This is a genomic window from Alcanivorax sp. (assembly GCF_019431375.1).
Lineage (GTDB): Bacteria > Pseudomonadota > Gammaproteobacteria > Pseudomonadales > Alcanivoracaceae > Alcanivorax > Alcanivorax jadensis_A.
In genome coordinates, this window is sequence record NZ_CP080267.1 from 2,606,037 (window position 1) to 2,622,720 (window position 16,684).

General features: G+C 59.1%; 19 protein-coding genes and 1 pseudogene. 10 read left to right on the forward strand and 10 right to left on the reverse strand.

Going from position 1 to position 16,684, the window contains the following annotated elements; genetic code table 11:
- Window positions 1-197 precede the first annotated feature (197 nt).
- The 3 genes from KZ772_RS12205 to KZ772_RS12215 form a co-directional block, all read right to left on the reverse strand.
- Complete coding sequence (locus KZ772_RS12205; protein WP_290536831.1) at window positions 198-746, reverse strand: YggT family protein; 549 nt, start codon at window positions 744-746, stop codon at window positions 198-200.
- A 215-nt stretch (window positions 747-961) separates the two neighbouring features.
- Window positions 962-1,771 (reverse strand): pyrroline-5-carboxylate reductase, encoded by an 810-nt coding sequence (proC, locus tag KZ772_RS12210; protein ID WP_290536832.1) that lies wholly within the window; start codon window positions 1,769-1,771, stop codon window positions 962-964.
- Between the two features lie 73 nt (window positions 1,772-1,844).
- The gene (locus KZ772_RS12215) at window positions 1,845-2,528 is read right to left on the reverse strand and encodes a YggS family pyridoxal phosphate-dependent enzyme (RefSeq protein ID WP_290536833.1); all 684 of its coding nucleotides are present in this window, start codon (window positions 2,526-2,528) and stop codon (window positions 1,845-1,847) included.
- Between the two features lie 136 nt (window positions 2,529-2,664).
- Here KZ772_RS12215 and KZ772_RS12220 point away from each other — a divergent pair, with 136 nt between their 5' ends.
- The 3 genes from KZ772_RS12220 (at window position 2,665) to KZ772_RS12230 (ending at window position 5,388) form a co-directional block, all read left to right on the forward strand.
- On the forward strand, window positions 2,665-3,699 hold the full coding sequence (locus KZ772_RS12220; RefSeq protein ID WP_290536834.1) for a type IV pilus twitching motility protein PilT: 1,035 nt from the start codon (window positions 2,665-2,667) through the stop codon (window positions 3,697-3,699).
- Between the two features lie 15 nt (window positions 3,700-3,714).
- The gene (locus KZ772_RS12225; protein ID WP_290509150.1) at window positions 3,715-4,836 is read left to right on the forward strand and encodes a PilT/PilU family type 4a pilus ATPase; all 1,122 of its coding nucleotides are present in this window, start codon (window positions 3,715-3,717) and stop codon (window positions 4,834-4,836) included.
- A 126-nt stretch (window positions 4,837-4,962) separates the two neighbouring features.
- Window positions 4,963-5,388 carry a TM2 domain-containing protein gene (locus KZ772_RS12230; protein ID WP_290536835.1) on the forward strand — a complete coding sequence of 142 codons (426 nt, stop codon included), beginning with the start codon at window positions 4,963-4,965 and terminating at the stop codon, window positions 5,386-5,388.
- A gap of 140 nt (window positions 5,389-5,528) precedes the next feature.
- Here KZ772_RS12230 and KZ772_RS12235 read toward each other — a convergent pair whose 3' ends face one another.
- A complete protein-coding gene (locus KZ772_RS12235; protein ID WP_290509152.1) occupies window positions 5,529-5,735 on the reverse strand; it encodes a SlyX family protein in 207 nt (68 codons plus the stop codon).
- Window positions 5,728-6,339, reverse strand: a complete 612-nt coding sequence (locus KZ772_RS12240; protein WP_290536836.1) for a TetR/AcrR family transcriptional regulator — start codon at window positions 6,337-6,339, stop codon at window positions 5,728-5,730. The genes KZ772_RS12235 and KZ772_RS12240 overlap by 8 nt, the downstream gene beginning before the upstream one ends.
- A gap of 497 nt (window positions 6,340-6,836) precedes the next feature.
- On the opposite strand from KZ772_RS12240, the pseudogene KZ772_RS12245 reads away from it, so the two are divergent.
- Both KZ772_RS12245 and KZ772_RS12250 read left to right on the forward strand, forming a co-directional pair.
- Window positions 6,837-7,667 (forward strand): annotated as a pseudogene (locus KZ772_RS12245) (PilT/PilU family type 4a pilus ATPase); the annotation flags it as partial.
- 120 nt (window positions 7,668-7,787) lie between these two features.
- Window positions 7,788-8,213 carry a TM2 domain-containing protein gene (locus tag KZ772_RS12250; RefSeq protein WP_290536837.1) on the forward strand — a complete coding sequence of 142 codons (426 nt, stop codon included), beginning with the start codon at window positions 7,788-7,790 and terminating at the stop codon, window positions 8,211-8,213.
- A gap of 141 nt (window positions 8,214-8,354) precedes the next feature.
- On the opposite strand, the gene KZ772_RS12255 is transcribed toward KZ772_RS12250, so the two are convergent.
- Window positions 8,355-8,564, reverse strand: a complete 210-nt coding sequence (locus tag KZ772_RS12255; RefSeq protein WP_035249734.1) for a SlyX family protein — start codon at window positions 8,562-8,564, stop codon at window positions 8,355-8,357.
- 359 nt (window positions 8,565-8,923) lie between these two features.
- Here KZ772_RS12255 and KZ772_RS12260 point away from each other — a divergent pair, with 359 nt between their 5' ends.
- From KZ772_RS12260 to KZ772_RS12280, 5 genes are all read left to right on the forward strand, one after another.
- Window positions 8,924-9,475 (forward strand): TMEM165/GDT1 family protein, encoded by a 552-nt coding sequence (locus KZ772_RS12260; protein WP_290536838.1) that lies wholly within the window; start codon window positions 8,924-8,926, stop codon window positions 9,473-9,475.
- Between the two features lie 104 nt (window positions 9,476-9,579).
- Window positions 9,580-10,134: a YaeQ family protein gene (locus KZ772_RS12265; protein ID WP_290539478.1), complete on the forward strand. Its 555-nt coding sequence runs from the start codon at window positions 9,580-9,582 to the stop codon at window positions 10,132-10,134.
- Window positions 10,135-10,203: 69 nt separating this feature from the next.
- On the forward strand, window positions 10,204-11,124 hold the full coding sequence (locus KZ772_RS12270) for a glutathione S-transferase family protein (RefSeq protein ID WP_290536839.1): 921 nt from the start codon (window positions 10,204-10,206) through the stop codon (window positions 11,122-11,124).
- Window positions 11,125-11,325: 201 nt separating this feature from the next.
- On the forward strand, window positions 11,326-12,564 hold the full coding sequence (locus KZ772_RS12275; RefSeq protein WP_290536840.1) for a DUF1611 domain-containing protein: 1,239 nt from the start codon (window positions 11,326-11,328) through the stop codon (window positions 12,562-12,564).
- Entirely contained in the window at window positions 12,561-13,649 is a 1,089-nt protein-coding gene (locus KZ772_RS12280) for an alanine/ornithine racemase family PLP-dependent enzyme (RefSeq protein WP_290536841.1), read from the forward strand. Before KZ772_RS12275 ends, KZ772_RS12280 begins: the two co-directional genes overlap by 4 nt.
- Before the next feature lie 159 nt (window positions 13,650-13,808).
- On the opposite strand, the gene arsH is transcribed toward KZ772_RS12280, so the two are convergent.
- The 4 genes from arsH to KZ772_RS12300 form a co-directional block, all read right to left on the reverse strand.
- Window positions 13,809-14,519, reverse strand: a complete 711-nt coding sequence (arsH, locus tag KZ772_RS12285; protein WP_290536842.1) for an arsenical resistance protein ArsH — start codon at window positions 14,517-14,519, stop codon at window positions 13,809-13,811.
- A 113-nt stretch (window positions 14,520-14,632) separates the two neighbouring features.
- The gene (arsB, locus tag KZ772_RS12290; protein ID WP_290536843.1) at window positions 14,633-15,661 is read right to left on the reverse strand and encodes an ACR3 family arsenite efflux transporter; all 1,029 of its coding nucleotides are present in this window, start codon (window positions 15,659-15,661) and stop codon (window positions 14,633-14,635) included.
- The gene (locus KZ772_RS12295; protein ID WP_290536844.1) at window positions 15,661-16,158 is read right to left on the reverse strand and encodes an arsenate reductase ArsC; all 498 of its coding nucleotides are present in this window, start codon (window positions 16,156-16,158) and stop codon (window positions 15,661-15,663) included. The genes arsB and KZ772_RS12295 overlap by 1 nt, the downstream gene beginning before the upstream one ends.
- 1 nt (window position 16,159) lies before the next feature.
- On the reverse strand, window positions 16,160-16,480 hold the full coding sequence (locus KZ772_RS12300; protein ID WP_290536845.1) for a metalloregulator ArsR/SmtB family transcription factor: 321 nt from the start codon (window positions 16,478-16,480) through the stop codon (window positions 16,160-16,162).
- Between the last annotated feature and the right edge of the window lie 204 nt (window positions 16,481-16,684).

The window sequence follows — 16,684 nt, forward strand, 5'->3', positions numbered from 1 at the left end:
CTCAAACCCTTGAACTTGACCACCACACAAGGCGTGTGCCCATGAATTCTTGCCATTTTCTGCGACAACGCGGCTGCGTATAGACTCCAAACAGGTTCTTCTTTATACGCTTCTGGGGTGCAAGTAAAAACCTTGCATGAAATTTCTTATTCAGACATGAAAAAGGCGCCCTCAGGCGCCTCCATGAAACCCGCTGCTCAGTGCAGTTGGAACAGGATCTGCAACAGCTGGATCCCCAGCAATACAAACAGCGGGCTCAGATCGAAGCCCCCCATGGGCGGCAACAGTTTACGTACCGGCGCCATGATCGGCTCGGTGATCTGCACAATCACCCGCACCACCGGACTGTAGGGATCCGGCGCCACCCAGCTGAGAAGCACGCGGATCAATACTGTCCAGAACACATAATTGAGGATCAGACTGGCCAGTTCACGCAGGGCATGGATCACCAGTGCACCACCGATACCACTGGGCAAACCGCCCACCTGAATACTCAGCAGGATCACCGTCTTGAGGATGATCAGCACCACCACCAGCACCAGCGAGGCGATATCCAGCCCACCGTAACCGGGAATCACGCGGCGCATGGGCTTGAGCAGCGGGTTGGTGGCCTTGAGTACGAACTGGGAGATGGGATTATAGAAATCCGCCCGGGCCAGCTGCAGCACAAAGCGGGTCAGTACGATGAAGATGTAGGCGCTGAAAGCAAAGTCCAGCAGGAAAAACAGGGCGCCCTGGGGGTTCATGGATTACTCCGTAGTTCGCAACAGGGAAAGAGTTTGGGGCAAAAGAGGGGAAAATCAAGCTGCGAGCTTCTAGCTACTAGCTGCGAGCAAAGACGCGACAACCCCATCTTTAAAGTCCAGGCCACACCCAAACGTATTGGCGCGGGCACGGAGGTCGAAAATCCAACCACGCGTCTCGCGCCTTGTAGCTAGCAGCTAGAAGCTCGCAGCTGCTTTTACCCCGCCAGCTCTTCCGACCGCTCCCGCGCGGCGGCGACGGCGGCCTGGACCTGTTCGCGGAAACCCGCTTCCTCGAACACGTTCAGGGCCGCAGCGGTGGTACCGCCGGGGCTTGTGACCTGCTGACGCAGCACGTCCGGGCCCGCTTCGCTGGCGATGGCCAGTTGCGCTGCGCCCCAGGCGGTCTGCAGCACCATCTGGCGGGCGGTGGCAGGTTCCAGCCCCTGGGCCTTGGCGGCTTCGATCAGGGATTCCATCAGCAGGAAGAAGTAGGCTGGGCCAGAGCCAGACACCGCGGTGACCGCATCCAGTTCCTTTTCTTCGGCAAACCAGAAGGTCAGCCCCACGGAACCGAGAATCTCCTTGGCCATGGCTTTCTGGTCGTCGCTCACCCCGTCGGCGGCATACAGGCCGGTAGCGCCGGCCTGGACCAGCGACGGGGTATTGGGCATGCAACGCACAATCGGGGTGTCCCCCAGCCAGCTCCGCAGGTTGGCCACGGTGACGCCAGCGGCAATGGAGATCACCAGTGGCTGGCGATCGGCAATCAGGTCACGCAGATCTTCACACACGGCCTGCATCATTTGCGGTTTCACCGCCAGCACCAGCACATCCACCCGTCCTGCCACATCACGGTTCTCGGTGCTCACATGCACACGGTGGAGCTGGGATACCTCTTCCAGGCGGTCCCTTGAAGGGTCGCTCATCCAGATACGGGCGGGGCGAATTCCTTTCGCCACCATGCCGCCAGCCAGGCTGGTGGCCATGTTGCCGGCGCCGATAAATCCGATGCTTTGCTGTGCCATAACTGCGCAATCCTTGTCGTGTGTTGTAACGCGTACGGTGTCTCGATGCGCTGACGATACCAGTTGGTTGTCGTCAGGCGGTGCGCGGACCAAACAGGGCGGTGCCCACACGGACAATGGTGGCGCCTTCTTCGATGGCCACGCCGAAATCCGCGCTCATGCCCATGGAGAGCGTATCGAGGGACGGCATTGTATTGCGCAATTGTGACAGTGTCATGGCGAGCTGTCGGAAAGCCCCCCGGTTGCTGTCCTCACTGTCCGCCCGGGGGATGGCCATCAGGCCACGCAGGCGCAGGTTGGGCAGGGTGACCATGTCAGCGGCCAGCGCAGGCACGTCTTCCAGCAGTATGCCGCTCTTGCTGTCTTCGTCGTCCACATTTACCTGAATACAGACATTCAACGGCGGCAGGTCTGCCGGGCGCTGCTCACTGAGGCGGCGAGCCACCTTCAGGCGGTCCACCGAGTGCACCCAATCGAAGTGAGCAGCGATATCGCGGGTCTTGTTGGACTGGATCGGGCCGATGAAATGCCACACCAGGCCCCGCCCCCGCAGCGCCGCTATCTTGTCCAGAGCCTCCTGCAGATAATTCTCGCCGAAATGCCGCTGCCCCTGGTCAGCCAGGCGGGCCAGTTCATCCGGTGTGCGGGTCTTGCTGACCGCCAGAAGCTGCACACTGTCAGAATCACGGCCGGATTGCTCACAAAATGCACGAATTTGCGCATTGACCTGTATCAGTGGGCTTTTGGAGTCTGTCATTATTGAACGGCTCAAGAGGTCGGGTTACTTTAGACATGCGACGAATTTCTGAGGAAGCCGGTTTCCGGCTGCCGACATAATAACAAAAGGGCGCTTCAGGCTCCCTTTCAATACCTGACAACCCAAGTAGACACCCATGGATATTACCGAGCTGCTCGCCTTCAGCGCCAAAAACGGCGCTTCCGACCTTCACCTGTCCGCCGGTTTGCCACCGATGATCCGTGTGGACGGCGACGTGCGCCGTATCAACCTGCCGGCCATGGAGCACAAGGAAGTCCACGCGCTGATCTACGACATCATGAACGACAAGCAGCGCAAGGATTTCGAGGAATTCTTCGAAACCGATTTCTCCTTCGAGGTCCCCGGCGTGGCCCGTTTCCGGGTCAACGCCTTCAACCACAACCGGGGCGCCGGTGCGGTATTCCGGACCATTCCCTCGAAAGTGCTGACCATGGAAGACCTGGGCATGGGCAAGGTGTTCCAGAAAATTTCCGAAATGCCACGGGGCATCGTGCTGGTTACCGGCCCTACCGGTTCCGGTAAATCCACCACCCTGGCGGCGATGATCGATTACATCAACGATTCCCGCTACGAACACATCCTCACCATCGAGGATCCCATCGAATTCGTGCATGAATCCAAGAAGTGCCTGGTGAACCAGCGGGAAGTGCACCGTGACACCCTGGGCTTCGCCGAAGCGCTGCGCTCGGCCCTGCGGGAAGACCCGGACATCATCCTGGTGGGTGAGATGCGGGATCTGGAAACCATCCGCCTGGCGCTGACGGCGGCGGAAACCGGCCACCTGGTGTTCGGCACCCTGCACACCACCTCTGCGGCCAAGACCATTGACCGGGTGGTGGACGTGTTCCCCGCCGAGGAAAAATCCATGGTCCGCTCCATGCTGTCGGAATCCCTGCAGGCGGTTATCTCACAGACCCTGATGAAGAAGAACGGTGGCGGCCGGGTAGCGGCCCACGAAATCATGATCGGTACACCGGCGATTCGTAACCTGATTCGCGAAGACAAGGTGGCACAGATGTATTCGGCGATTCAGACCGGCGGCGCGCTGGGCATGCAGACTCTGGATCAGTGCCTGCAAGGGCTGGTAAAGAAAGGGCTGGTGTCCCGGGAAGTGGCCCGGGAAAAAGCCAAGAGCCCGGACTCAATCTAACGAGGAGAAGAACAGATGGAATTCGAAGAGCTCCTCAAACTGATGGTACAGAAAGGCGGTTCCGACCTGTTCATTACCGCCGGTGTACCACCCAGCATGAAGGTCAACGGCAAGATCCTGCCGGTGACCAAGAGCGCGCTGACCCCGGACATGACCCGGGACATCGTGTTCGGCGTGATGACCGAACAGCAACGCAAGGAATTCGTGGCGCACCACGAGTGCAACTTCGCCATCTCCGCCCGGGGTATCGGCCGTTTCCGGGTGTCTGCTTTCTACCAGCGCAACCTGGTAGCCATGGTCCTGCGTCGCATCGAGACCAAGATTCCCAATGTGGATGATCTGCGACTGCCGCCAGTGATCAAGGAACTGGCCATGACCAAGCGGGGCCTGGTGATCTTTGTGGGCGCCACCGGTACCGGTAAGTCCACCTCGCTGGCCTCCATGATCGGGCACCGCAACAAGAACTCGAAGGGTCACATCATTACCATTGAGGACCCCATCGAATTCATCCATCAGCATCAGGGCTGTATCGTCACCCAGCGCGAGGTGGGCATTGATACCGAGTCCTTCGATGTGGCGCTGAAGAACACCCTGCGTCAGGCACCGGACGTGATTCTGATTGGCGAGATCCGGACCCCGGAAACCATGGACAAGGCCATCGCCTTCGCGGAAACCGGCCACCTCTGTCTGGCCACCCTGCACGCCAATAACGCCAACCAGGCGCTGGACCGGATCATCCACTTCTTCCCGGCAGACCGTCACGGCCAGCTGTGGATGGATCTCTCCCTGAACCTGAAGGGCATCGTTGCCCAGCAACTGATTCCCACCCCGGACGGCAAGGGTCGACGTGCCGCCATCGAGGTGCTGCTGGGCACACCGCTGGTGCAGGATCATATCCGTAAAGGCGAAGTGCACATGCTCAAGCAGCTGATGAGCAAGTCCCGGGAACAAGGTATGCAGACCTTCGACCAGGCGCTCTACGACCTCTACTCCGCCGGCGAAATCACCTACGAAGACGCCATGCTGCACGCGGATTCGCCCAATGACCTGCGCCTGATGATCAAGCTGGGCAACGAGACCGATGCTTCCAGCCTGGATATCGCCACGCGGGGCTTGAGTATCGAGGATACAGAGTAAAGACAGGTAATAATTAACAGTGAATAGTTGCGCGAGGAAGGCCGTTACGGACTGACGGGCCCTACCCGCGCTCAACCCCGCGATAGCAGGGACGCTTTTTTACTTTACCAATGGAGGGAAAAACCCATGCAACAACAAAAAGAAACGCACCTGACACCCATCGGCTATCTGCTGTGGTTTTTCGGCGGTATCTTCGGTTACCACCGTTTCTACTATGGTCGCCAGCTCACCGGTCTGCTGTGGATGCTGACCGCCGGGGTCTTCTTCATCGGCTGGATCGTGGATGCCTTCCTGATTCCAGGCATGAACCGGGACGCCAACAACCAGTTCAAGAGCGGCGAGACTGATTACAGTGTGGCCTGGGTGTTGATGCTGTTCCTGGGCATCTTCGGCGCCCATCGCTTCTACATGGGCAAGATCGGTACCGGTATCCTTTACCTGCTGACACTGGGCCTGCTGGGCTTCGGCGTGATCTACGATCTGTTCACCCTCAATGGCCAGGTGTCCGAACGCAACGGCGAAACCGCTCAGGGTGAGCCGGTTCCTGCCTGAAGAGAAGCAAGCCGCAACACGAGCAAGTCCATTGCGGACCAGAACTGATGAGGCCGCGCCCAAAAATTGGGCGCGGCCTCTTTGCTTTTACCTTGGAAAACCCTTTATCGCGTTGCAACTTGTCACTTGAAACTTGCAACTCAGTAATGCGGCGGCGGCGCGTCCTCGATGCGTGACGCGGCCATTTCCTCGGACAAATCCAACACCCTGTCCACCAGTTTGCGGCACACCTTTTCCAGCTCGTCGATTTTTCCCTGCTGATCACTGACCACCTTGTTCAGATGCTGGACCAGGTCTTCCTGGTAGGCCAGTTTGGTTTCGATATCGAGAAAACGCTCGTCACTCATGGTGCCCTCCGGTTGATGGGTAATTATACAGGCCTACCTGATCGACCGCCTCCTGTAGTGCAGATTCAGCCAAAATCAGCGGATCCTCCCCCTGCCCCTCCAACAACCCGTCCAGCAGCAAATGACTGAGGCCATGCACCAACCCCCAAGCCCGCAGGGCCGCTCGACTCACCGATGAATCATCTACCTGTTTGCCTTGAACATGCGCCACCGCCATCTTCAATGTATCGAACGAAGCTCGTGATGCTTCTTCAAGCTCTTCACTGCGACCTCTTGACTGAATGCCGCCGAACATCAAGCGAAACAGAGCCGGGTTATCGTGTGCAAAATGAAGATAGCTGTAGCCTCCCGCAAGCAACCGACTATCCTTGGCAGCCTTCTCCTCGGCTTTTGCCTGATTAGCCCGCAAACGGCGAAATCCTTCCGCAGCCAATGCCATTAGCAGCGCATCTTTATTAGCAAAATGCCGATAACAAGCATTCGCTGTTACTTCTACTCGACGCGCCAACTCGCGCAGACTGAACTCCCCGCCATGCTCGGCCAGCAATATCAACCCTTCCTCAAGAAGCGCCTGTCGCAAATTACCATGGTGATATGTTGACACTGTGAACATCCGTTATTAATCTGATGTTCACAGCATATACATACATGCTCTGCAAAAAAAACCTTTGGAGACTGCCATGAGCGTCGGCATACACCTTATCGCTGCAATTTGCGCACTTGCGATCGGCGGATGGCAATTAAGCACACCCAAGGGCACTCTAAATCACCGCTCTCTTGGAAAAATTTGGATCCTCTCAATGGCGGTAGCCGCCATATCCTCATTCTGGATTCCAAGCGAGGCCATGCACCAACCCCAAGCCCGCAGGGCCGCTCCACCTGATGAATCATCTCCACTACCTGTTTGCCTTGAACATGCGCCACCGCCATGCACACCAAGCCGCCATCTTCAATGTATCAACGAAGCTCCTCTTCATGCTCTTCACGACCTCTTGACTGAATGCCGCCGAACATCAATCGAAACAGAAGCCGGGTTATCGTGTGCTTCTTGAAGATAGCTTCAGCGACCTCGCAAGCAACCGACTATCCGAAGAATCGCTACGCATCGAGACCAAGATTCCCAATGTGGATGATCTGCGACTGCCGCCAGTGATCAAGGAACTGGCCATGACCAAGCGGGGCCTGGTGATCTTTGTGGGCGCCACCGGTACCGGTAAGTCCACCTCGCTGGCCTCCATGATCGGGCACCGCAACAAGAACTCGAAGGGTCACATCATTACCATTGAGGACCCCATCGAATTCATCCATCAGCATCAGGGCTGTATCGTCACCCAGCGCGAGGTGGGCATTGATACCGAGTCCTTCGATGTGGCGCTGAAGAACACCCTGCGTCAGGCACCGGACGTGATTCTGATTGGCGAGATCCGGACCCCGGAAACCATGGACAAGGCCATCGCCTTCGCGGAAACCGGCCACCTCTGTCTGGCCACCCTGCACGCCAATAACGCCAACCAGGCGCTGGACCGGATCATCCACTTCTTCCCGGCAGACCGTCACGGCCAGCTGTGGATGGATCTCTCCCTGAACCTGAAGGGCATCGTTGCCCAGCAACTGATTCCCACCCCGGACGGCAAGGGTCGACGTGCCGCCATCGAGGTGCTGCTGGGTACGCCGCTGGTTCAGGATCATATCCGCAAGGGCGAAGTGCACATGCTCAAGCAGCTGATGAGCAAGTCCCGGGAACAGGGCATGCAGACCTTCGACCAGGCACTCTATGATCTCTACTCCGCCGGGGAAATCACCTACGAAGACGCCATGCTCCACGCGGATTCGCCCAACGATCTGCGCCTGATGATCAAACTGGGCAACGAGACCGATGCCTCCAGCCTGGATGTGGCCACGCGGGGATTGAGCATTGAGGACACGGAGTAAAGACAGTTAATAATTAACAGTGAATAGTTAATAGTTGCGCGGGGAAGCCCGTTACGGACTGATGGGCCCTGCCCGCGATAGCAGGGACGCTTTTTACTTTACCAATGGAGGGGGAAACCCATGCAACAACAAAAAGAAACGCACCTGACACCCATCGGCTATCTGCTGTGGTTTTTCGGCGGTATCTTCGGTTACCACCGGTTTTACTATGGCCGCCAGCTCACCGGCCTGCTGTGGATGTTGACCGCCGGGCTGTTACTGATCGGCTGGATCGTGGATGCCTTCCTGATTCCAGGCATGAACCGGGACGCCAACAACCAGTTCAAGAGCGGCGAGACTGATTACAGTGTGGCCTGGGTGTTGATGCTGTTCCTGGGCATCTTCGGCGCCCATCGCTTCTACATGGGCAAGATCGGCACCGGTATCCTTTACCTGCTGACGCTGGGCCTGCTGGGCTTCGGCGTGATCTACGATCTGTTCACCCTCAATGGCCAGGTGTCCGAACGCAACGGCGAAACCGCTCAGGGTGAGCCGGTTCCTGCCTGAAGAGAAGCAAGCCGCAACACGAGCAAGTCCATTGCGGACCAGAACTGATGAGGCCGCGCCCAAAAATTGGGCGCGGCCTCTTTGCGTTTACCTTGGAAAAACCCTTTATCGCGTTGCAACTTGTCACTTGAAACTTGCAACTCAGTAATGCGGCGGCGGCGCGTCCTCGATGCGTGACGCGGCCATTTCCTCGGACAAATCCAACACCCTGTCCACCAGTTTGCGGCACACCTTTTCCAGCTCGTCGATTTTTCCCTGCTGATCACTGACCACCTTGTTCAGGTGCTGGACCAGGTCTTCCTGGTAGGCCAGTTTGGTTTCGATATCAACTAGCCGTTCTGCGTCGCTCATGGAAAACCCTCTTGCTGTAGGAGCTATGCTTGCATGGCGAATCGCAGAAAACGATCTGCCGCAAGCAGGTTCGCCATGCAAGCATAGCTCCTACAATCCGCGTCATTAACATTGGTCCCATTGTACTTGCCCGAAAACAATATTGCCGCTAAGGTTTGCCCCGTCTTGGGGGAGTAGTCGCTAGAGCGCTTGAGCCTCCTGGTGGCCGTCAACATAGTTGCGCCTCATGCGCATGGCGTCCACACCCGCATCCTCGCGGATTGCGGATTGACGAGACCTGAGACATCGCTGGTATTCCGCAGGGGCGGGATTGACCGGTGGTGTCTCTGTGTCGCAATCCCGCCCCTCTGGAAACGTTCATGGAAGCCCTGTTCAGCTCTTTCCTGCTGGTTGCCCTCGGCGAGATCGGGGACAAGACCCAACTGTTGTCGCTGGCCCTGATTCTCAAGTTCCGTAAACCCTGGCCGATTCTGGCCGGCGTGGTGGTGGCGACCCTGCTCAACCACGGCGCGTCCGTGTGGTTCGGTGACTGGCTGGCCGGGGCGATTCCCGGAGACTGGCTGCGCTGGATTCTCGGCATCAGCTTTATCGGCCTGGGCCTGTGGATGCTGATCCCGGACGATGACGAGAAAGTGGATGATGATCCCCGCTTTGGTCCCTTCCTGACCGCCCTGGTCCTGTTCTTCATCGCCGAAATCGGCGACAAGACCCAGTTCGCCACCATTGCCCTGGCGGTCCAGTTCAAGGATCAGTTCTGGCCAATATTGGGTGGCTCCACCCTGGGCATGATCGCCGCCAACCTGCCAGTGATCTGGCTGGCTCACCAGTTCGGCGGTGAACGCTTTGAAACCTGGGCCCATCGCATCAGTGCGGTGCTGTTTATAGGCTTCGGGGTGTGGGCGCTGGTGTAAGCCTGACTGAACAGGGGCCACGCGGCACGCACAAAGCCTGATACAATCAGGCACCTTTTTGCGTGCATGCGTGTTGCGTGCTTCCTGATTGCGAGTCCCACCCCATGGCCCTCACCGCCACCATCTATAAAGCCGAATTAACCGTGTCCGACATGGACCGGGACTACTACGCCACCCATAACCTGACCGTGCCGTTGCACCCGTCGGAAACCGAATCGCGGATGATGTTGCGGCTGCTGGCCTTTGCCCTGAATGCCCACGAAGACCTGACCTTTACCCGGGGCCTGTCCAGTACCGACGAGCCGGACCTGTGGCAGCGCAATCCGGACGACACCCTGGAGCACTGGATCGAACTGGGCATGCCCGACGAAAAACGCCTGCGCAAGGCCTGCGGCCTGGCACGACAGGTGACGATTTACACCTATGGCGCCCGGGCACCACAAGTATGGTGGGAGAGCATGAAGAACAAGGTAACCCGCTTCGACAACCTTCATATCGTCCATGTGGACCCGGACAGCGAAGCCACCCTGGCGCCGCTAATGCAGCGCACCATGCAGCTGCAATGCATGATTCAGGATGGACAAATCTGGTTTGGCAGCACCGAACAATCCATGGAGATGGGCCTGACCACCTGGTTTGGTGCCAGCCCCAATCACTAAATCTTCACGCAGCACACAAACGCTTCATGTTACTAGTGTCGTCGCGATTTCTTTGACAACGGAGACCCCATGTCAGACCTGATTCTGCACCACTACGCCCTGTCCCCCTTTTCCGAGAAGGTGCGGGCCATGCTCGGCTATGCCGGTCTGGATTGGCAATCGGTCACCGTGCGGGAAATGCCACCACGGCCCCAACTGGCTCCCCTGGCCGGCGGCTACCGGAAAATCCCGGTGGCGCAAATCGGCGCGGATGTGTTCTGTGATACCCGCATCATCAGCCAGGAAATTGCCCGGTTAGCCGACAAGCCGGAACTGGTAGCCGCCAACGGTGACGCTCAGGTGCAGGAATTTGTCGCCCGGGTGGACCTGGACATCTTTCTCGCCTGCATCATTTCCGCCGGGAATCTGACCCTGCTGCGCAAGGTGCTCAAGGAATCGTCGCTGCTGGATCTGGGCCGCCTGTTGTGGGATCGCATCGCCATGGGCAGCAAGGCCAAGGTGAAAACCAACAGCCCCAAGCAGATGAAGCGCATGGTGGAAGCCCATCTGACCGATCTGGAAGGAAAGCTGGAATCACAGCCGTTCCTGTTTGGCGACACCCCAAACGCCGGGGATTTCTCCGCCTACCACAGCCTGTGGTTCCAGCGTGACCTGGCCGAACAACCTCGCTTCAAACGGTTTCCCAAGGTAAACGCCTGGATGGATCGTCTGCAGGCCTATGGCCAGGGCAACAGCACCCAGATCAACGCCGACCAGGCCCTGGAACAGGCCCGTGCTGCCACCCCCCGCTCCCTTCCCGATTCCACCCAGGACCAGGCATTACTCGGCAAGACCGTAAGCGTGGTCCCGAACGACTACGGTCGCATTCCGGTGGAAGGCACTCTGGTGGCCAGCACCGATGAGCGCTGGATCGTGGCACGGGACGAAGACGCCGTGGGCCGGGTGCATGTGCACCTGCCCCGCCAAGGTTTTGTGATCCGCACCGTCTGACGGTATTGGCCACTCTGGTCTGACATTTCAGCAGGCGTTTCGGCTGCCACCCGTTTTATTCCAATGTCCGGGTGGCATCCGTGCTACCCTGTCTGCCGTTTCACCCCACCGCTTAGTGGGGTCTTCTCGCTGTTCTCCGGTGCCTCAGGCCGACCTCATCGCCATTGCCCCTCTAAGCCTTGTGTCGCCAGAGGAGCCACCATGAGTACCGTTTCCCCGATTTCGTTGCGCCCACGCCCCTATTCGGCCCAGGCACCGCCCGCCGGCGCTTCGTCCTTGCCTGCGGTGCTTCCTGCTGCCTTGCCCGACTCTGCCCTGCATAACGCTCACACCCTGCCCCACCCCGCCATCAACCGCACCGCCACCGCGATCATCTACTGCGAAGGCCAGTTCGGTGACATCGACGGCAAAACCGCCAATGGACTGATTCGCCACTCGGAAAAATATGCCGTGTTGTCGGTGATCGACAGCACCCGGGCCGGGCTCGACAGCGGCATGATTCTGGACGGCACCGCCAACGGCATCCCGGTCTGCCGGGACATGGACGACGCCCTGAGCCAGACCGCCACCCTGCCGGACTTTCTGATTTTCGGCATGGCGCCGGCCAGCGGCCTGCTCTCAGACAGCCAGCGCGATGTGGTGCTGGCCGCCATGGGCAAGGGCATGAGCATCGTTAACGGCCTGCATGAATTTCTTAACGACGACCCGGAATTCGCCGCCGCCCGCATTGCCCACAAGGTTGACATCATCGATGTGCGCCGGCCCCGCCCGAAGAAATTTCTGCGCATGTTCAGTGGCGACATCCATCAGGCAACCTGCCCACGCATCGCCGTGCTGGGCACCGACTGCGCCATCGGCAAACGCACTACCGCCACCGTGCTCACCGCTGCCCTCAATGCCATCGGCCTCAAGGCGGTACTGGTAGGCACCGGGCAGACCGGGCTGATCCAGGGCGCCCGTTACGGTGTAGCGCTGGATTCGGTGCCCTCGCAGTTTTGCGCCGGGGAACTGGAAGCCACCATCGTCGAGGCATTCCAGAACGAGCAGCCGGACGTGATCGTCATCGAAGGCCAGGGCGCCCTGAGCCACCCGGCATTTTCCACCACCTCCTTTATTCTGCGTGGCGCCTGCCCCCACGCGGTGGTGTTGCAGCATGCACCTGCGCGGGCGTTCCGCTGTGACTTCGACACCATGGCCATGCCCGAGCCAGCGGACGAAATCACCCTGATCGAAACCTTTGCCGACACCCGCGTGATCGGCCTGACCCTGAATCATGAGCACATGAATGACGACCAGATCAGCCAGGCCATGGCCCGCTTCAGCCATGAACTGGGCATTCCGGTCACCGACGCCCTGAACCGACCGGTCCGGCATCTGCTGGACATGGTGTTCGCCGCCTTCCCTGCCCTGCGCCAGGGGCTGACAGGAGCACCGCAATGAGCGCGCCGCGACTGGACATCAATCTGGACAAGATCAGCCACAATGCCCGCATGCTGGTGGAAGATCTGGGCGACCGGGGCATCGCCGTCACTGGCGTCACCAAGGCCGCGCTGGGCTCCCTGGACATTGCCAAGGCCATGCTGCGCGCCGGCATGAGCGGGCTGGGGGATTCGCGCATCGAGAACATCGAGGCCATGCGCCAGCAGCGCATTTCTGCCCCCATCATGCTGATCCGCTCGCCCATGCTCAGTCAGGTGGACCGAGTGGTACGCAACGCGGACATCAGCTTCAACACCGAGCTGTCAGTAGTACGTCGGCTGTCCGCCGCTGCGGAGGAAGCTGAACGCAGCCACGGCATCATATTGATGGTGGAACTGGGCGACCTGCGAGAGGGCATTCTGCCCGAGGATCTGATCAGCGCCGCCCGCGAAGTGGTACGGCTGCCCAACCTGGAACTTACCGGCATCGGCACCAACCTGGCCTGTCACAGCGGCATGACACCGGATGCGGATAACATGGGCGCCCTGTCGACCCTGGCCGAGGAAATAGAAACCGCGCTGGGAATCCAGCTGCGACTGGTCTCCGGTGGCAATTCCGCCAATCTGGACTGGGCACTGGGCAACAGTGCCACCGGTCGCATCAACCATCTGCGCCTCGGTGAAGCCATTCTGCTCGGCTGCGAGCCCCTGCACCGCCAGCCCGTTGACGGCCTGCACACCGACGCCATCACCCTGGTGGCGGAAGTGATCGAATCGAAAACCAAACCGTCCCTGCCCTGGGGCACACTGGCGGAAACTGCCTTCGGCGGCGACGTGGTTTCCACCGATAGCGGCGACATGGCACGGGCGATTCTGGCGGTGGGCGAACAGGATCTGGACCCGGACGGCCTGCAGCCACCAGAGGGGCTGACTATCCTCGGCGCCAGCGGCGATCATCTGCTGCTGGACTGCGGCAAACAGCGCTTGCGGGTGGGGGATGAAGTGCGTTTCGGGGTGAACTACAGCGCCCTGGTGCGAGCCATGACCTCACCGTTCGTGGAAAAGAAAATGATCCGCGGCAAACCGGTAACCCAGCATCGGAGATAGTGTGAGGGCGTCGAAAAGATAAAAGGCGGAAAAGCGGTTTTTACCACGCACCATTTCTGCAGTGGGAAAAACCCTTTCACCACAGAGGACACCCAATCCACCGAGAAAATGTTTATCTCCGTGTCCTCTGTGCCCCCTGTGGTAAAAAATCTTTACGACCTACATGCTGCGCTGATTCACCCGTTTCATCAGCTCTTCGGCACTTTCCTTGCGCTCGGAATAGCGATCGGTGAGGTAGTCACTGCGGTCACGGGTAAGCAGGGTAAACTTCATCAGCTCTTCCATCACATCGACGATACGGTCATAGAAACCGGACGACTTCATGCGATCGTTTTCATCGAATTCCAGAAAGGCTTTTGGCACCGAGGACTGGTTGGGAATAGTGAGCATGCGCATCCAGCGGCCCAGCACCCGCAGCTGGTTCACCGCATTGAACGATTGAGAACCGCCACACACCTGCATCACCGCCAGAGTCTTGCCCTGGGTGGGACGCACTGCGCCCAATGACAGGGGAATCCAGTCGATCTGCGCTTTCATGATGCCGGTCATGGCGCCATGGCGTTCCGGCGAGCACCACACCATGCCTTCACTCCAGGTCACCAGATCACGCAGCTCCTTTACCTTGGGATGCGTCGCCTCTTCGCTGTCCGGCAACGGCAGACCATCGGCATGAAAAATCCGTGGCTCCGCGCCCATGGCTTCCAGCAGACGCGCAGCTTCCTCCACCACCAGACGACTGAAGGATCGCTGACGCAGGGAACCGTAGAGCAACAGGATGCGTGGCTTGTGGGTGGACGGCTGATCCCGGAATACGCTGTCGGCAGTGGGGACCTGGAAACACTCGTTATCGAGATTGGGCATATCTTTCATCGACGCTCTCATTGTTTGTAGGAGCCTATGCTTGCATGGCGAAGGGTTCTGTTTCCTGAAAGCAGGTGAGAATCTGACAGACTTTCGCCATGCAAGCATGGGCTCCTACAGGGTTACGCAGGATTTTCTTCGAACCAGTGGGGAGTACGATTCACAATCGCCACCAGCGACAGCATCACCGGCACTTCCACCAGCACCCCCACCACGGTGGCCAGGGCCGCGCCGGAGTGCAGACCGAACAGGCTGATGGCCACGGCCACCGCCAGTTCGAAGAAATTGCTGGTGCCGATCAAACAGGCGGGGCCGGCCACGTTGTGTTTCAGACGCAGACGGCGGGCGGCCCAGTAGGCGATCACAAAAATGCCGTAGGTCTGGATCAGCAACGGAATGGCAATCAACACAATGGCCAGGGGCTTGGCGATGATGGTTTCCGCCTGGAAGCCGAACAGCAGCACCACCGTGGCCAACAGCCCCATCACGCTGATCGGCTTGAGGGTGTGCACGAAGCTCTCCACTTTCGCCTCACCCCCTTTTGCCACCAGTAGCTGACGGGTCAGGAAACCGGCAATCAGCGGTAGCACCACATACAGCACCACGGATAACAGCAAGGTATCCCAGGGCACGGTGATGTCACTGACGCCCAGCAACAGGGCCGCAATGGGCGCAAAGGCAAACACCATGATGATGTCGTTCACCGACACCTGCACCAGGGTGTAGTTGGCGTCGCCCTTGGTCAGGTGACTCCACACGAACACCATGGCGGTGCAGGGCGCCACGCCCAGCAGGATCATGCCAGCGATGTACTCAGTGGCGGTCTGCGGATCCACCCAGCCGGCGAACAGCACCTTGAAGAACAACCAGCCCAGCGCCGCCATGGTGAACGGCTTGATCAGCCAGTTGACCACCAGAGTGAGCAGCAACCCTCGCGGGTTCTGGCCCACTTTCTTGATCGCCGTGAAATCAATCTGGATCATCATCGGGTAGACCATCACCCAGATAAACACCGCCACCGCCAGGTTCACATGGGCATACTCAAACGCTGCCACCGCCTGAAACAGAGGCGGCACTGCCAGCCCCAGGCCAACCCCGGCAATAATCGCCAGGCCCACCCAGACACTCAGGTAACGTTCAAAGAACGGCATCAGAGATCCCCCATGTCCCGGTGGATTTGCTCGCCGCAGGCCACCAGGCCTTTCTCATTGAGGTCATCCAGCGAAACGGCGAACAGTGCCTGAAACCGTTTTTCCAGTTGCTGGTAGGTGGCCTCAAAGGCCGCCGCAATCTCCTCGTCCGAGCCTTGCGCATGGGCCGGGTCCGGTAGCCCCCAATGCAGCTTGGGCACATTCCCCAGCCACACCGGGCAGGCTTCACCGGCAGCGCTGTCGCAGACGGTAATGATCAGATCAATAGTCTCATCGGCCAGATCGTCCATGGACTTGGAGGCCGGGTTTTGCGGAGTAATGCCATGGCGGGCCAGTACCGCCAGCGCCCCCGGGTTCACCTGACCGGTGGGATGACTGCCGGCACTGAGCCCCCGAAAACGGCCTTCGCCCAGGGCGTTGATCAACGCTTCGCCAATAATGGAACGGCAGGAATTGCCGGTGCACAGCACCAGAATCGTCATGGGTTGCAGTTGCATGTCATTTCTCGCAGCAGGCAGGCTCAGGAAGGTTCAGAGACAGGGCGTCGCAGGCCGGTGATACCAGACTTGCCAACGTCTGTTGGGCCCAGGCAGGCAGCTCCGGGTTGATGCGGTAATGCATCCAGGTACCCTGCCGCCGCGCCACCACCAGCTCGCACTGGCGCAGCTGGGCCAGGTGTCGCGACACGGTGGACTGCGGCGCACTGATGGCCTCCACCAGATCACAGACACAGACCTCGCCTTGACCGTGCAACAGGCAGACCAGGCTCAGGCGAAGGTCATCGCCGAGGCATTTGCACAGCTGGGTGGGAGTGAGCATGGCTCGCCCTGTATTCGTATATTCGGAAATACGGATGTTAAAGCTGCAAGCGACAAGCTTCAAGCTGCAACGCGGGAAAGTTTTGTGACGATCCCCGAAACGAAAAAGGCCGCGCCTGAAAGTCAGGCACGGCCTTTGAAGGATGCTGTAGGAGCTATGCTTGCATGGCGAATCCGAGCCTTGGCGAGGAAAAAGCGGTGCAGT

Excerpts from the sequence above, each read along its gene's own strand:
- KZ772_RS12205 (WP_290536831.1), bottom strand. The coding sequence starts at position 746 with ATGAACCCCCAGGGCGCCCTGTTTTTCCTGCTGGACTTTGCTTTCAGC.
- proC (WP_290536832.1), bottom strand. The coding sequence starts at position 1,771 with ATGGCACAGCAAAGCATCGGATTTATCGGCGCCGGCAACATGGCCACC.
- KZ772_RS12215 (WP_290536833.1), bottom strand. The coding sequence starts at position 2,528 with ATGACAGACTCCAAAAGCCCACTGATACAGGTCAATGCGCAAATTCGT.
- KZ772_RS12220 (WP_290536834.1), top strand. The coding sequence starts at position 2,665 with ATGGATATTACCGAGCTGCTCGCCTTCAGCGCCAAAAACGGCGCTTCC.
- KZ772_RS12225 (WP_290509150.1), top strand. The coding sequence starts at position 3,715 with ATGGAATTCGAAGAGCTCCTCAAACTGATGGTACAGAAAGGCGGTTCC.
- KZ772_RS12230 (WP_290536835.1), top strand. The coding sequence starts at position 4,963 with ATGCAACAACAAAAAGAAACGCACCTGACACCCATCGGCTATCTGCTG.
- KZ772_RS12235 (WP_290509152.1), bottom strand. The coding sequence starts at position 5,735 with ATGAGTGACGAGCGTTTTCTCGATATCGAAACCAAACTGGCCTACCAG.
- KZ772_RS12250 (WP_290536837.1), top strand. The coding sequence starts at position 7,788 with ATGCAACAACAAAAAGAAACGCACCTGACACCCATCGGCTATCTGCTG.
- KZ772_RS12255 (WP_035249734.1), bottom strand. The coding sequence starts at position 8,564 with ATGAGCGACGCAGAACGGCTAGTTGATATCGAAACCAAACTGGCCTAC.
- KZ772_RS12260 (WP_290536838.1), top strand. The coding sequence starts at position 8,924 with ATGGAAGCCCTGTTCAGCTCTTTCCTGCTGGTTGCCCTCGGCGAGATC.
- KZ772_RS12265 (WP_290539478.1), top strand. The coding sequence starts at position 9,580 with ATGGCCCTCACCGCCACCATCTATAAAGCCGAATTAACCGTGTCCGAC.
- KZ772_RS12270 (WP_290536839.1), top strand. The coding sequence starts at position 10,204 with ATGTCAGACCTGATTCTGCACCACTACGCCCTGTCCCCCTTTTCCGAG.
- KZ772_RS12275 (WP_290536840.1), top strand. The coding sequence starts at position 11,326 with ATGAGTACCGTTTCCCCGATTTCGTTGCGCCCACGCCCCTATTCGGCC.
- KZ772_RS12280 (WP_290536841.1), top strand. The coding sequence starts at position 12,561 with ATGAGCGCGCCGCGACTGGACATCAATCTGGACAAGATCAGCCACAAT.
- arsH (WP_290536842.1), bottom strand. The coding sequence starts at position 14,519 with ATGAAAGATATGCCCAATCTCGATAACGAGTGTTTCCAGGTCCCCACT.
- arsB (WP_290536843.1), bottom strand. The coding sequence starts at position 15,661 with ATGCCGTTCTTTGAACGTTACCTGAGTGTCTGGGTGGGCCTGGCGATT.
- KZ772_RS12295 (WP_290536844.1), bottom strand. The coding sequence starts at position 16,158 with ATGCAACTGCAACCCATGACGATTCTGGTGCTGTGCACCGGCAATTCC.
- KZ772_RS12300 (WP_290536845.1), bottom strand. The coding sequence starts at position 16,480 with ATGCTCACTCCCACCCAGCTGTGCAAATGCCTCGGCGATGACCTTCGC.